This is a genomic window from Sorangium sp. So ce836 (assembly GCF_028553905.1).
Classification (GTDB): Bacteria; Myxococcota_A; Polyangia; order Polyangiales; family Polyangiaceae; genus Sorangium; species Sorangium cellulosum_D.
The window spans coordinates 2,386,628-2,401,265 of the sequence record NZ_CP102233.1; the positions used below are offsets into that span (position 1 = coordinate 2,386,628).

Here is a 14,638-nt window from a genome sequence, read left to right on the forward strand (position 1 = left end):
TGAAGCTCATCGCTCCTGGCCGCCGGGCCTTCACCCCTGCGCGCCGGCCCTCCTCACTTCACGCCGACGACGAACGAGTCCGATCCGATGAGCTTCTCCGCGCGGACGTCGCGGAAGCCTTGATCTCGCAGCCAGCTCGCGCAATCGGCGCTCGTGTAATCGAAGCCCTCGCGCGTCTCGAGGAGGATGGTGAGGCTCATCATGAACCCGGCGACGTTCTCGCTGCGATCGTCGTCGATCATCGCGTCGTAGACGACGAGCACGCCTCCTTGGGGGAGCGCGTCGTACGCCTTCTTGATGAAGCTCCGTTTGTCCGTGAGGCTCCACCCGTGGAGGATGTGCCCCATGGTGATCACGTCCACCTGCGGGATCGCGTCCCGGAAGAGGTCGAACACCTGGAAGCGCAGCCGATCCGCCAGCCCGTGATCGCGGACATAGCCCTCGAACACCGGCTGCACGGGCGCCAGATCGAGCCCGATGCCCTTCACGTGGGGGTGCGCCAGCGCGACCTGGACGGGCAATCCCCCCTGCGCGGTGCCGACGTCGGCGAAGGTCTTGTACTTCTCCCACGGGAACTTCGCCGCGATCGCCCGCGCCGACGGCAGGCTGAGCCCCGTCATCGCCTGCGTGAACTCACGATATTTCTCGGGCGACTTGGCGAGCCACGTGAAGATGTCCTCGCCCTCCGCGACCTCGTTCTTCGGCTCGCCGGTGCGCAGCGCGTCGGTGAGCGAGCCCCAGATCCGGTAGAGCCGCGCGTTCGACATCTCCAGCATCCCGCCGATGTACGTCCGCTTCGCCCGATCGAGGAAGAGGTCCGTCTCCGGCGTGTTGGAGTAGCGCCCGCTCTCCCGCCGCAGCAGGCGGAGCGCCACCAGCGCGTCGAAGAAATCGCGCGCCGCGCGGGGGTGGATCCCGATCCGCTCGCGCAGCGCCTGCCAGTCCAGCGGCCCCTTCGCGAGCTCCGTGAAGACGCCGAGCTCGACGGCGCTGAGGAGCGTCTTCGACTCGGCGTAAGCCATACCGAGCCGTACAATCGCGTTGTGATCGAACTCTTGTGCCATATGGATCACCTGTGTTTGTGCTTCGGGGGAACGCCTATGTATTGCATGTAGGAGCCACAAATGCTCTAGAAAATCAGATTTGTTGTTGTCGTTTTCGCCTTGCTGCCGTGCGGATCTCGAGGTGCGAACGGTGCATGGAGTGGTGTGCGCTTTGTCTGAATGGATTCGACGCGAATCGAATCCGCCCTGGAGGATGTATGAGGTTGACTGGGCTTTATCGGGCAGGCTGGATCGGCGTCGCGGCGCTCTCGTATGGTGTCAGCTGCCGGGGCGACGACCCGTCGAGCCAGGCGCCGGCCGCTCGTGAGCCGGCCTGCGCGAGCGTCGACGCCGAGCTCGAGGCCAGCTTCGACGCGCTGGCCAGGCTCGTCGCGGCCGAGACCTACCGCGAAGAGCAGTTCGCCAACGAGGAGGCGTTCGTCGCGAACATGCAGGCGATCGCCGACGACCTGAGCGCGCAGGCGCGGCAGTTCAACGAGGGGCAGAAGACCCACAAGCTGGAGCCGTGGGAGTGGAAGGTCGAGAGCGGCAACGCGGCCGAGCCCAGGTACTACTGGGTCTTCGGCTTCCGGCTCGGCAACGGGCCCCGCAAGATCTCCCTGAACACGCACTTCGACACCGTGTCTCCCGGCGACGCCGACGTGTGGGAGCCGTTCCAGCTGACGAAGGCCAGGGGCGCCACAAAGCACGGGGGCGAGCAGGACCTATGGGTCGGCCGCGGCGCCATCGACGACAAGGGGCCGGCGCTGGCGACATTCCTGGTGCTCAAGGACATCGCCCGCGCGTACGACGGCAGCCCCCTGCTCGACGACATCACCGTGGAGCTCATCTTCGACACCACCGAGGAGATCGGCCCCATGTCGATGCGGCGCTACCGCGAGGAGAACGCCGAGGAGGCCGCCGACCTCGAGATCATCTTCGATACGTTCTGGGCCGTGCGCGCGGAGAAGGGCATCGAGCGCCCCGTCTTCTCCCTCCCGCGCGAGCCCCCTCCCGAGACGGGGGTGTGGATCGAATCGCTGAACACCCCCTCCGGTCCCGTCAATCAGCTTCCGGACCGCGCCGAGGCGATCCTCCGCAGCGACTCGCCGGCGCAGCTCGAGGAGCTCGCCCAGCGCATCGAGGCGGAGTACGCCGCCCACCCGTTCGATGATCCGTCGTACCGGCGGGCCAAGCTCACCGTCGACACCTCGGGCCTCCCGGACGAGCTCAAGCTGACGACCGAGGTCGCGGGCGCGCAGCACGCCTCCGTCCCCCAGGAGAACCGCGCGAGCGGCGCGAACCCGCTCGTTTCCCTGGCCAACTTCCTCGGCGCGCTGTCGGAGGCGCAGGTCGTCGCCGACAACGACGTCGCCCGCATGTGCAGGTTCATCGTCTCCACCTGGGGCACGAGGACCTTCGGTGAAGCTCACCCCGAGCTGCTCGAGCGCCACGACGAGGTGTTCACCGAGGGCAACGGCACCACCTACGCGCTGACCAGGTTCTACACCGAGCCCGCGCCCGGAGCCGTCACGCTCAGCCTCGATGTCCGCTATGCCATCGGCCACCACAGCCAGCCGTGGGACGGAGAGAGCGAGGGGCTCCTGTGCGGCCAAGATAGCGAGTTCGCCGGCATCTTCGCGCAGATCGTCGACGAGTTCAACGCCACCTCCGGCGGCGCTCCGATCTCCTTCGAGACCGCGACCCGGGTGGCGCCGGACGTCCGCCGGACCGACGGCCCCACCTTCAGCCGGATCAGCGGCGCGTTCGAGGAGGTGACGGGCAAGCCGGCCCCCGCGGTGGCCATGGGCGCCGGCACGGACGCCAAGGCGTACGTGAAGGCCATCGCCGCAGGCGCCCTGTTCGACACCGCCTTCGGGGAGCCGGTCAATTACCACGGGATCAGAGAGGCCATGCCGGTCCGCGACCTGGCCCTGAGCACCAAGATCCTCTGCAACGTCGTGGACCGGGAGATCAGGCACGCGAAGGAGCCGCAGCCGGAGCCGGTCGCTGGCACGTGCGAGGACTCCGGCGCGCGCCAGCGCTCCTGCTCGGTCGACGGCGACCACAGCGACCACTGAGCGCGCGCCGCGGGGCGCCGCGACGGGCGCCCCGCCCTCGTTCACACAGGCGCCCGCGACGGGCGCCCCGCCTCGCTCACTGGAACGACGCGGCGAAGTCGGCCACCGTGGTCTCCGGCTTGCCGAGCTCCTTCCAGGTCGTCTCGGCCTGGAACGGCTCGCGCGCGTTGTTGATCGCGTCGGAGATGTGCCAGACGTAGTTGAACAGCGGGGAGAACAGCCCGAGCACCTTGAGGACGCCGAGCGGCGCCGCGCCCACGGAGAGCTTCTCCTTCGTGTAATGCTTCGCGAACTGCTCGGCCGCCTCCTTCGCCGTGAGCGGCTCGGGGCCCTGCACCACGTACTCTCGCGATTCGTCGCCGGGGAGCGCCAGCGCGCGCGCGACCTGCTTGCCGTAATCGCGCGCCGCGATCCAGTAGGCCTTCTCGCGCGGGCTGCCGGCGAGGTTGATCCGCTTGCCCTGGCGGCTCCGGTAGGGGATCGACTCGATGAAATTCGACGGATAGAAGATCGTGCTCGGGATCCCGCTCTCCTTCAGGATCGTGAGCGCCTCGCGCTTCATGTCGAAGACCCACCAGCGGAACCCGTCGTACCGATGCAGGAGCGACGAGAGGTACGCGATCCGCTTGATGCCCGCCGCCCGCGCCGCGGCGACGATGTTCTTCATGCCCTCCGACTCGACCCGCCACGCGCTCGCCGTTGCGGTGACCGGCACGGAGAGGCTCACATAGACGATGTCGTGCCCGCGGAACGCCGCGGTCAATCCGTTCACGTCGTTGACGTCGCCGGCGACGAGGTGGACGCTGGACGGCAGCCGGTGGCTCGCGCGGGTCGCGCTCGGGTCGCGGACGAGGGCGGTCACGGCGTAGCCGGCGGACACCAGCTCGTGAGTCACGGGGGCGCCGAGCATGCCGGTGCTCCCGAGCACGACGATGCGAGGGGAAGCGCTACTCATGGGGAGTTCTCCTGGGTTTCGGGGTACAGCGGTACCCATCGACGATGATCGCGGCGCCGGCCGCGCGCGGCGTCGGCCCCGCTCCGGCCCGTCGACGGGGCCGGGGAGCGCCGGACATCCACGGGTTTGTAGCGGCCGTGCGCTGGCGGATCCATGCGATTTTGGCTCGATCACTTTCGAGATCGTCTACCGTGGTGCCGACTTGATGGACGTTCTCGGGTCGTCTACCCTGGCCTCGATTGCATGGACCTCCTCAGCGAGATCGTCGGCGAGCTGCGCCTCGAGAGCGTGTCGTACTTCCGGCTGGAGCTCACCGCGCCCTGGGCGCTCCGCTTCCCGCCCGGCGGACGGGGGATCCACATCATCACGCGCGGCAGCTGCTGGCTCGAGGTCGACGGGCCGCGGCCGCCCGTCGCCCTGACCAGCGGCGATCTCCTCGTGATGCCGAGCGGCCGAGGGCACGTGCTCCGCGACGCGCGCAAGCCGCGCAAGGCCGTCCCGATCGAGGATCTCGTCCGGAGCGCGTCCCCCGGGCGCGCCGTCGAGCATGGCGGCGACGGGGTGCCGACCACCATCGTCTGCGGGCAGTTCCGCTTCGGCACCCTCGGGCACCCCGCGCTCGAGGCGCTGCCGCCCGTCCTCCACCTCCGCGCGGACGAGGGGGTAGGCCCCTTCGTTCAGGCGCACACGCAGTGCATCGCCGCCGAGGTGAGCGCGCCGGCCGAGGGCGCGGGGATCGTGACGGCGCGCCTCTCGGACGTCCTGCTCGTGCAGGCGCTGCGCGCGTATCTGCGCGACGTGCCCGCCGACGAGCGCGGATGGCTGCGGGGCCTCGCCGATCCGCAGATCGGGCGCGCGCTCGCGCGGATGCACCGGAATCCGGAGCTCGACTGGTCGGTGCTGACGCTGGCGCAGGAGGCGGGCATGTCGCGGGCGGCGTTCTCCGCGCGCTTCACCGAGCAGATGGGGGCGTCGCCGGGCAAGTACCTCGCGGAGTGGCGCATGTACCGCGCGAAGGTCCGCTTGCGGTCCGGGGCGGCCCTCGTGGCGGAGGTCGCCGCGGAGGTGGGCTATAGCTCGGAGGCCGCGTTCTCTCATGCGTTCAAGAAGCTGGTCGGCACGTCGCCTTCGGCCTACCGCGACGGCCATCGCGAGGACGGCAGGCGCGCGGGACAGGGCGACTCGCCCCGCCGGTCGACGTGAGGGTCCGACCGCGCCGCTCGCGCTCCTCCGCGTCGCCGGGCCGCGCCGGCGGCGTCGCGCGGCCGGCGCGATTGCTGCTGCGGCAACGCTCCACCAGCAGCGGTGTTGCCTCGGAAGCAGCGCGCCGCCAGGCGGATGCGAGCGCGCGTGCCGTTCTGCGATGAGCCACGAGCGCGGGGACGCTGCGCTGCGGTCTCCGCCGTAGGCGCGGAACTTGGATAGGGGAGGCCCGGCGAGGGCTGCGGGGCGCGCGGGGCCGGCGGAGGCCGGGGCCAGCGGCGTGAGCACGCTGGTCCTCGCGCGCGCAGAAGTCCGGTCGCGCCCACGAGCTCCCGCTCGGATTGGAAGAGCTGAACCCCCATGCCCACCCGCGATACCGAGAAGACGCCGCTCACTGGGTACCAGTTTCGGCTCCTCGCGTTCCTGAGCGTCGCCGCGTTCTTCGAAGGCTATGACCGCCTGGCGATCACGCAGATCCTCCCGAACCTCGGCGCGGAGATGGGGCTCTCCCCGAAGGGGGAGGGGCTCTTGATCGGGGTCATCAGCCTGGGCTCGATGCTCGCGTTTCTCCTCGTCCGCAAGGCGGACCACTGGGGCAGGAAGCGGCTGCTCACGATCACCATCGCGGGTTACACGCTGTTCTCCCTGCTCACGGGCCTCGCGCCGAACGTGATCGCGTTCGCCGGGTTCCAGCTCCTCGCGCGCATCTTCCTCGTCGCCGAGTATGCGGTCAGCGTCGTTTACGCGGCCGAGGAGTTCCCGAAGGATCGGCGCGGGCTCGCGATCGGCCTCATCGAGGCGTTCTCCAGCCTGGGGACGATCACGTGCGCCGGGCTCGTGCCGCTGTTCCTCTCGACCTCGCTCGGGTGGCGGACCATCTACTTCGTCGGGGCGATTCCGCTCGTGCTCATCGCGCTGGCCCGGCGCGACCTGCGCGAGACGGCGCGGTTCGAGCAGATGGCCGCCGAGCGGAGGCGGGAGGAGACGCAGCCGTTCACGCGCATCCTCGGCTCGGCGTACCGCGGGCGGATGCTCAAGCTCGCCCTGATCTGGGCGCTGATGTTCGTGTGCATCCAGAACGCCGTCACGTTCTGGAAGACGTTCGCGACGCGGGAGCGCGGGCTCAGCGACGGGCAGGTGGGCACGAGCATCATGATCGCGGCGCTCGTCGCCATGCCCTTCGTCTTCACGTCGGGCAAGCTGATCGACGCCGTGGGCCGCCGCAAAGGCGCGGTGATCACCTTCACGCTGGCGGCGGCCGGCGTGTTCGGCGGGTACTCGCTCCACTCGCACGCCGGGCTCACGGCCTCGCTGGCCCTGTCGATCTTCGGCGGGAGCGCCGTGCTCCCCGTGCTGAACGCGTACACGACCGAGCTCTTCCCGACCCACCTCAGGAGCGACGCGCTCGCCTGGTCGAACAACCTGCTCGGCCGGCTCGCGTACATGCTCTCTCCGATCTTCCTCGGCGTCGCGGCGGAGCGGGTCGGCTGGGGGCCCGCCATGTCGGCGACGGTCGTCTTTCCGCTGATCGCGCTGGGGCTCATCCTGTGGCTCTTGCCGGAGACGCGGGGCAAGGAGCTCGAGGAGACGGCGCGCGTCTGACGGCGCTTTCGTCGAACGGACCCAAGAAGGAGCTGAATCCATGAGCACGCACGATCTCAAGGCGCTGTACCGGGAATACGTCGAGGTGGTCTGGCACGAGAGGAACGTCGCCGCGGCGGACGATTACTTCACGGACGACGTGCTCGACCACGCGGGGCCGCCGGGACAAGGGCCGGGGCTCTCGGGGCTCAAGCAGACGTTCGCGATGTTCCTCGAGGCCTTCCCCGACTTCCGCATCACGATCGAGGACCTGATCGCGGAGGGGGACAAGCTGGTGGCCCGCGTCTCCTTCACCGGCACCCACCGCGGCGCGTACCACGGCATCCCCGCGACGAACCGCCGGATCGAGTCTGGCGGCACCCACATCGTCCGCTTCGTCGGCAAGAAGATGGCCGAGCACTGGGCGCACAGCGACGACCTGCGCACGCGGCAGCAGCTGGGCCTGATCCCGACGCCGGGGCATTAGTGCGCCGATCACGTCGAGATTCGGAGAAAATCGAATCATGGAAAGAGGACCGCGAGGGCGCAAGGGGCGCAAGGGACAGAGTCGGAATTATATCCCTCTCTTCCCCTTGCGCCCCTTGCGCCCTTGCGGTCTCTCCTCTTGCTGCACGCCGTGCTCTTCCGGCTTGCTCCTCGGCGGAACGAGCCGTCGCGGAGGGCGCTCCGCGCGCCCTCCGGTCCGCGCCGCTACGCCGCGCTCACGCCTTCCAGGCGTCCTTGTGGTCCTGGGCGTACTGCGCCAGGCTGCGCGGGGCCCGGCCGGTCAAGGTGGTCACGCCCGGGCTGACCTGCGACGCCGCGCCCTGACGCACGAACCCGAACAGCGCCGTGAGGTAATGGGCGTAGCCCTCGGATAGGCCCGCCCGCGTCGCGCCCTGGATGAAGGACGCGTCGTCCGCGTTCACATACTGGATCGGCCGGCCCGACACCTTGGACAGGATCGCCGCCGCGTCCGCGTAGGTCAGCGCCTCGGGGCCGGTGAGCGTGAACGCCTGCTTGTCGAAGCGGTCCGACCGCAGCGCCGCGACCGCCGACGCCGCGATGTCCCGAGCGTCGACGAAGGCCGTCCGGGAGTCCGCCGCCGGGATGGGCAGCACCCCCGCCTGCACGATCGGCCCGCGCCAGAAGGTGTGGAAGTTGTCCGAGAACCAGGTCGGGCGCAGGATCACGTACGGCGCCTCCGACCGCTCGACGAAGAGCTCCACCTTCCGCAGCGGGATGTTGTCGTCGTATTCGACGCCGGACGCGGTCAGCAGCACGATCTTCCGCCGGCCGCCGGAGAGCGCCGCCTTCAGGAAGGGGAGCAGCAGATCGTCTTGCGCCAGCTCGCCGGAGGGCGACAGCAAAAACACCCGATCCACCGCCTCCAGGGCCCCGGCGAAGGTGCTCGGATCGCGATAATCGAAGCGCACCGGCTCGACGCCGCGCACCTGCGCCACGTTGGCCGGGTCGCGCGACCCCGCGCGCACCTGCTCCCCCGCCTGGGTGAGCTGCTCGACCAAGAGCTTTCCGACCGTTCCGGTGCTGGCCAGGACCAGGATCTTCTTGCCGCTGCTGCCGTTGCTCGTGCCCATCTCGTTCTCCTCCCGGAGCGTCGGTGTGTGTTCGCTACGTCCGGATGCAGGGCAGTATCGGCATGGCTTCAGAGAGGATCCATGCGAATACGTCTCTCATCCATGCTAGATTGTCTCACCGCGCGATATCGTCGGTGAGCGGCGTCCAGCGGCGTCCGCGAGGACCGGTATCGTGCGCTGTGCACGGGGGCTCCGGCGACGCGAGCGCGCCGGGAGGCCGGGGCTGCGCGGCCGCGCGAGCGCGTCGGGCGGCCGGAGCTGCGCGGCGACGCGGGCGCGTCAGGAGGCCTTCACGGCCACGTGGAGGGGCTGGACCACCGCCGCGAACGCCGGGAGCGCCTCACAGCGGGCCGCGTGCGCGGCCAGCGCCGGCCGCCTCGCCGCGTCGGTCACGGACGGGTGCGCCTCGCCGATGAAGCGCAGCGCGCAGGCGACCGCGATGTCGGCGTGGCTGAAGGCGCCGAACCAGAAATCGCCGCCCCGCGCGGCGCGCTCGCGCTCCAGGAGATCGAGCGTCTCGCCGAGCTGCGCGGCGCAGCGGTCGACCCAGACCTGGCTGCGGCGGTCGCTCTCGCGCAGCACGTGCTCGTAGAGCAGGCTCACCGCCTTGTCCGCGAGGCCCGTGGCGAGCGCGCAGACCCGCAGCCCGGCGCGGCGCGCCTCGCCCGAGCGCGGCAGGAGCGCGCGATCGGGCCCCACCAGGTCGTCGAGGGCGTCGAGGATCGCCGCGCTCTCCACGAGCGACTCCCCGCCGTCCGTCACGAGCACGGGCACGCGCCGGAGCGGGTTGTGCTTCGCGATGGACTCCGCGTCGGCCCACACCGACCACGGGCGGTGCTCGTACGCGAGCCCGTAATGCTGGAGCGCCACGGCGACGCGGCGCACGAACGGCGAGTCGTACTGGCCAATCAGGATCATGGTTCCTCCTCTCTCCAGGGACGCCGGCCGCGGCTACCAGACCGAGCACATCTTTGCCGGCCGCATCGGCGTGCCGGGCGCGCACCTGAAGGCCTCGGCGAACTGCGGCAGGTTCGCGAGCGGCCCGTTCACGCGGAACCGCGGCGGGGAGTGCGGGTTCACCTGCACCATCATCCGGAGCGCCTCGTCGCGCATCTTGCCGCACCAGGACTGCCCGTGCGCCAGGAAGAACTGCTGATCTTCGGTGAACCCGCCCGCGACCGTCTGCTCCGCCGCGCCCTTGCGCATCGTGCGGTACGCCATGAACGCGAGCTTCAGGCCCCCGAGATCCGCGATGTTCTCGCCCAGCGTCAGCTTGCCGTTCAGCTTCACCCCCGGCAGCGCCTCGTAGGCCGAGTACTGCGCCTCGACGCACTCGGTCTTCGCCTTGAACGCCGCCGCGATCTCCTTCGGCCACCAGTCCTCCAGGTTTCCCTTTTGGTCGAACTGCGAGCCCTCGTCGTCGAACCCGTGCGTGAGCTCGTGCCCGACCACCATGCCGATGCCGCCGAGGTTCACCGCGACGCCCGACTTCACGCTGTAAAACGGCGGCTGAAGGATGCCGGCGGGGAAGACCATGTGGTTGCGCTGCGGATCGTAATAGGCGTTCACCGAGGGCGGGCTCATCTGCCACTCGTCGCGATCGAGCGGCTTGTCGATCTTCCCGAGATCCCACCGCGTGTGGAAGGCGCGCGCCGCGAGCGCGTTCTTCGCGTACGACTTGGGATCGACCTCGAAATCGTACGTCCGCCACTTGTCGGGATACCCGATGAGGTACGCCATCGCGCCGAGCTTGGCGAGGGCGCGCTGCCGCGTGCCCTCATCCATCCAGTCGAGCGCCCGCACCTCGCGGCCGAACGCTTCGCTGATCTCGCGCACCATCGCCTCGGCCGCGGGCTTGCTCTCGCCGGAGAAGCTCGTCTTGACGAACGGCTGCGCGAGCAGCTCGCCGAGCGCGTTGTCGGTCGCGTCGACGCAGCGCTTCCAGCGCGGCCGGATCTCCTTCTGGCCGGTGAACGCCGATTGCAGCGTGAAGCTCTCGTCGACGAACGCCTTGGGCAGCGCGGGCGCGAGGGAGCGCACCACGTGCCACGCCAGGTAATTCTGCCACGCGGCGGGCTTCGCCGACTTGAGCAGCCGCGAGAGCCCCTCGAAGAACCGGACGGAGGTCACGTTCACCTCCTTGATGTCCGGGCGGCCGAGACCCTGGAAGTACGCGTCCCAGGGGAAATCCGGCGCCGCCTTCGCGAGCGCCGCCCGGTCCATCTTGTTGTACAGGCCCTTCGGGTCCCGCCGCTCGACCCGCGTCTTCGAGATCTTCGCGAGCTCGGTCTCGATCTGCATCACGTCGGCCGCCGCCGCCTTCGCCGCGGCCTCCTGGGCCCCGGCGAGCCGCATCATCCGCGCGACGTGCTCCTCATACGTCTTGCGGAGCGCCTTCGACTTGTCGTCCTCGTTGAGGTAGTAATCGCGGTCCGGCAGGCCGAGCCCGTTCTGGTCGAGCTGGGCGATGACGCGCGTCGCGTCCTTCATGTCCTGCGCAGAGGCGATGTCGAACAGCGCCCAGATGCGGCGGCTGTGGAGCTCGGTGACGAGCGCCCCGAGGCTCTTCGGGTCGCGCACACGCCGCGCCTTGGCGAGGAGATCCGCGATCGGCTTCGCGCCGGCGGCCTCGATCGCGGCCTCGTCGACGCACGCGCCGTAGTAGGCCCCGATCTTCTTGCTCACCGGATCCCGGTCGCCGGCGTGCGCCGCCTCCTCGAGGATGCGCCGGAGCTCCGCCTCGTTGCGCTGCTCGATCTCGTTGAAGCTCCGCATCCAGATGGCCTCGTCGCCCGGGATCTCCGCCTTCGCCAGCCATCCGCCGCAGGCGAACTGGTAGAAGTCCTCGCAGGGGTTGGCCGAGCGATCGAGCGCGGCCTCGTCGAGCCCGACGCTCTCGAGCTTCGTCTCGACGATCGGGAGGCCCTGCGGCAGAGGCGGAGGGGCCGCCGCCTTCACCGCCGAGGGGGGCGGCGGCGGCGGGCCCGCGGCCGGGCCGCACGCCGGCAGCGCAGAGAGGGCCAGGGTGATCGCGAGGGGGGCTGCGAGCGGTCGTTGCGTGCGCATGCGGCGCTGTACCACGAACCGCGCGCTGCGCGGACAGCGACCGCCGGCCGCGCGGAGCCCGCGACGCCGGCCGGCCTTCGCCTTCGCCGCCTCGGCCGCCGTCGTCCGAGGCGCCGGCGGCCTCACTCCCGGTCGAGCTTCCCCATCAGGCTCAGGGTGAAGTACGCCCCCATGTACTTGAGGTGCGGGCGCACCTCGAGGTGCACCCGGTACCAGCCTGCGCTTCCCTCCACCTCGGTCACCGAGGTGCGCGCCTTGCGGAGCGGCCTGCGCGAGCGCACGGCGGGCGACACAACATCCATGTCCGCGACGTACTGGCTCAGCCAGCTGTTCAGCTCGCGCTCGAGGTCGCCGCGCTCCTTCCACGTGCCGATCTGTTCCCGCTGCATCACCTTGAGGTAGTGGGCGAGCCGGCTGACGAGGAGCACGTAGGGCAGCTGCGTGCCGAGCCGGTAGTTGACCTCCGCGGCGCGCCCCTCCTCGCTCTGCCCGAAGAACTTCGGCTTCTGCACCGAGTTCGCGGAGAAGAAGCAGGCGTTGTCCGTGTCCTTGCGGAACGTGAGGCCGATGAAGCCCTCCTCGCTGAGCTCGAACTCGCGGCGCTCGGTCAGCATGATCTCGGTCGGGATCTTCGTCTGGATGGCGCCCAGCGCCTCGTACTCGTGGAGCGTGAGCCCCTCGACCGTGCCCCCGGACTGCGGGCCGATGATGTGCAGGCACCAGCGGTGGCGCGCGAAGCTCTCGGCGAGCCGGGTCGCCAGCGCGTACGTGGGGGCGCCCCACAGATACGCCGCGTGGTTGCCGACGACGTCCTCCTCGTAGGAGAACGCCCGGACCGGGACGGTGCTCGCCCCGTAGGGCAGGCGCAGGAGGAAGCGGGGGAGGAGCAGGCCCACGTAGCGGGCGTCCTCGGACTCGCGGAACGAGGTGTATTTCACGTACTGCGGCCCCTCGAAGAGCGCCTTGACGTCGCCGAGGTGCGGCACCTTCCGGTAGTCCGTGAGCCCGAAGAACTGCGGGCCCGCGACGGCCAGGAAGGGCGCGTGCGCCATCGTCGCGACCGCCGCGCACTTCTGGAGGAGCGCGATGTCCTGGGGCCCGGGGCCGAACTCGTAGTTCGAGACGACGGCGGCGAACGGCTTCCCGCCGAAGGAGCCGAACTCCGACGAATAGACGATCTTGTAAAGGCCGCTCCTCACGATCTCGGACGAGTCCTCGAAATCCGCGAGCAGGTCGTCCTTCGAGCAGTTGAGGACCTCGACCCGGATGTTCTCGCGGAAGTCGATGCGATCGACCGCGAACTTGAGGCCGCGCCACGCGGCCTCCAGCCGCTGGAACACCGGGTGGTGCAGGATCTCGTCGATCTGGCGCGACAGCCGCTGGTCGATCTCGGCGATCCACAGGTCGATGAGGGCGTTGTCGAGCGCCGGGCCGGCGTCCGGCCGGCCGGCCACCCTGTCGAGCGCGGCCTTCACGCCGCGCTTCATGTCCTGGTAGGCCTCGTTGGCCGGGGGGATCCCCGTCTCCGCCAGGAGCTCCTCGAGCAGAGAGCCGCCGCTCTCCGTCGCCGGCTCTTCGTGCTGCCCCGCTTGCATGTCCACAAATTTACCACGGTCGGTCGCCGGCTGGAAGCGACGGACACGCCGGCGTACGCGGCCGGCGCGGCGCGGTCCCGCGCAGCCTCGCCCCGTCTGCCCACGCCGATCGCGCATTGACGTGACGGCGCGGCGGCGCGCTTCGGACGCCCGCGCGCGGCCGTATGGAACCGTGCAGAACAGCGCAGAACAGCGCGTGACAGCGCGGAACAGCGCGGAACAGCGCCGACGCTCCGTCAGCGCGCAAGTCAGGTGTCGAGTGGACATGAAATGTACATGGCGATCGAGAGACTACGGTGTTACAAATCATGCGTGGGTGCTCTCACGGAAGTCGCGGAAGCAGTGATCTTCGCTCGAAGGCGCCCTCCCAGATTGCCGGAATCGGCGCCGCCGCCCGCGCGACGTCGCCCGTCCTGGCCGTGGCCGCGCGGCGCCGACATCGCGCGTCGCTAGCGTCCCGAACAGCCAAGAATCCAGGGAGTCAGCCACAGGAGCACGGAGGGACAGAGCGCCTCTGTCTCTCTCCGTGTTCTCTGTGCCTCTGTGGTTCCGATGCTCTGTCTTTCAGCGGCGCCGCCGCGCGCCGCCGGTCGTGGATTTCGAGGAGAGGAGGGGGGATGGAACGCCTCGGGTTCGGCATCATCATCGGCGTGGGACTCGCCAGCTTGACCAGGATCACCCGTCCGACCGTCAAGAGGGCCTTGCGGTTCGGGTTCGCCGCCGCCGACGCGCTCAAGAGCGCGCTCGGCGAGGGCAGGGAGCGGCTCGGCGACCTCATCGCCGAGGTGAGGGAGGAGATGGCCCGGCAAGAGCAGCGCGCCGGCGTGGGCGGCGTGCGGGCGCCCGCGCGCGCCGAGATCGAGCCGCCCGCGGCCTGACGAGAGGGTGTTCCGGTGACCCGGCCCGGACGGCCGGGAGGTGAGCCATGCCGAGCGATCGAGGGGTCGTCATCATCCACAGGGTTGTCGGGCGCGTGCGCTTTGGCGTCCCCGCGCTGCGCAGGGACCCGGCGAGGGCGGAAGAGATCGCGGAGGCGGCGCGCGCCTGCCCGAGCGTCGTCGAAGCGCGGGCGAGCGCGTGGGCCGGGAGCCTCACGGTCGAGCACGAGCCCGACATCCCGCTGGAGACCGTCCTCTCCGAGCTCGCGAGCATCCCGGAACTCGCGGACTGCGGCTGTCACCCGCTCGACGCGCTCTCGCCCCCGCCGCCGCACTGCGCGGCGCCCGCCGAGCCGCCGAGCCCCGGCCGGACGGCGCGCCTCGTGGTCCAGGCCGCGGACCGGCTGAACGCGGCGTCGAAGGCCGTCCCGCCGCCGCAGGTCGACCTCAAGCTCCTGGTTCCGGCGGTCCTCGTCGGCTCCGGGGTGCTCCAGGTGCTGCTGCGGCGCTCCCCGAGCATGCCCCACTGGATCACGCTCATCAAGTACGGGGTCGACGCCTTCGTGGTGCTGAACCACGCCCGCATCCAGGGCTTCCTCGCGGGCTCGGGCGCGCCCGCCGGCGGCGAGGCGGGGTGA

12 protein-coding genes are annotated in these 14,638 nt (G+C 70.2%); 6 read left to right on the top strand and 6 right to left on the bottom strand.

The genetic code is table 11. From position 1 onward, the window contains the following. Positions 1-53: 53 nt before the first annotated feature. Positions 54-1,064: a methyltransferase gene (locus NQZ70_RS08750; protein WP_129573813.1), complete on the bottom strand. Its 1,011-nt coding sequence runs from the start codon at positions 1,062-1,064 to the stop codon at positions 54-56. A 197-nt stretch (positions 1,065-1,261) separates the two neighbouring features. On the opposite strand from NQZ70_RS08750, the gene NQZ70_RS08755 reads away from it, so the two are divergent. After that, complete coding sequence (locus NQZ70_RS08755) at positions 1,262-3,124, top strand: M20/M25/M40 family metallo-hydrolase (protein WP_129573814.1); 1,863 nt, start codon at positions 1,262-1,264, stop codon at positions 3,122-3,124. Positions 3,125-3,200: 76 nt separating this feature from the next. Here NQZ70_RS08755 and NQZ70_RS08760 read toward each other — a convergent pair whose 3' ends face one another. After that, positions 3,201-4,079 carry an SDR family oxidoreductase gene (locus NQZ70_RS08760; protein ID WP_165373856.1) on the bottom strand — a complete coding sequence of 293 codons (879 nt, stop codon included), beginning with the start codon at positions 4,077-4,079 and terminating at the stop codon, positions 3,201-3,203. Positions 4,080-4,322: 243 nt separating this feature from the next. Here NQZ70_RS08760 and NQZ70_RS08765 point away from each other — a divergent pair, with 243 nt between their 5' ends. The 3 genes from NQZ70_RS08765 (at position 4,323) to NQZ70_RS08775 (ending at position 7,350) form a co-directional block, all read left to right on the top strand. Next, positions 4,323-5,282: an AraC family transcriptional regulator gene (locus NQZ70_RS08765; RefSeq protein WP_165373857.1), complete on the top strand. Its 960-nt coding sequence runs from the start codon at positions 4,323-4,325 to the stop codon at positions 5,280-5,282. Between the two features lie 360 nt (positions 5,283-5,642). Next, complete coding sequence (locus tag NQZ70_RS08770; protein WP_129573817.1) at positions 5,643-6,884, top strand: MFS transporter; 1,242 nt, start codon at positions 5,643-5,645, stop codon at positions 6,882-6,884. 40 nt (positions 6,885-6,924) lie between these two features. Then, positions 6,925-7,350: an ester cyclase gene (locus NQZ70_RS08775; protein ID WP_129573818.1), complete on the top strand. Its 426-nt coding sequence runs from the start codon at positions 6,925-6,927 to the stop codon at positions 7,348-7,350. 235 nt (positions 7,351-7,585) lie between these two features. Here the strand turns inward: NQZ70_RS08775 and NQZ70_RS08780 are convergent, their stop codons facing one another. From NQZ70_RS08780 to tssC, 4 genes are all read right to left on the bottom strand, one after another. Then, the gene (locus NQZ70_RS08780) at positions 7,586-8,461 is read right to left on the bottom strand and encodes an SDR family oxidoreductase (RefSeq protein WP_129573819.1); all 876 of its coding nucleotides are present in this window, start codon (positions 8,459-8,461) and stop codon (positions 7,586-7,588) included. A 279-nt stretch (positions 8,462-8,740) separates the two neighbouring features. Continuing rightward, on the bottom strand, positions 8,741-9,379 hold the full coding sequence (locus NQZ70_RS08785; RefSeq protein WP_129573820.1) for a glutathione S-transferase family protein: 639 nt from the start codon (positions 9,377-9,379) through the stop codon (positions 8,741-8,743). 33 nt (positions 9,380-9,412) lie between these two features. Further along, positions 9,413-11,527 carry a M13 family metallopeptidase gene (locus NQZ70_RS08790; protein WP_129573821.1) on the bottom strand — a complete coding sequence of 705 codons (2,115 nt, stop codon included), beginning with the start codon at positions 11,525-11,527 and terminating at the stop codon, positions 9,413-9,415. A gap of 122 nt (positions 11,528-11,649) precedes the next feature. Then, positions 11,650-13,122, bottom strand: a complete 1,473-nt coding sequence (tssC, locus tag NQZ70_RS08795; RefSeq protein WP_129573822.1) for a type VI secretion system contractile sheath large subunit — start codon at positions 13,120-13,122, stop codon at positions 11,650-11,652. 617 nt (positions 13,123-13,739) lie between these two features. Here tssC and NQZ70_RS08800 point away from each other — a divergent pair. Further along, complete coding sequence (locus tag NQZ70_RS08800; protein ID WP_129573823.1) at positions 13,740-14,000, top strand: DUF5132 domain-containing protein; 261 nt, start codon at positions 13,740-13,742, stop codon at positions 13,998-14,000. Positions 14,001-14,047: 47 nt separating this feature from the next. After that, entirely contained in the window at positions 14,048-14,638 is a 591-nt protein-coding gene (locus NQZ70_RS08805) for a hypothetical protein (protein WP_129573824.1), read from the top strand.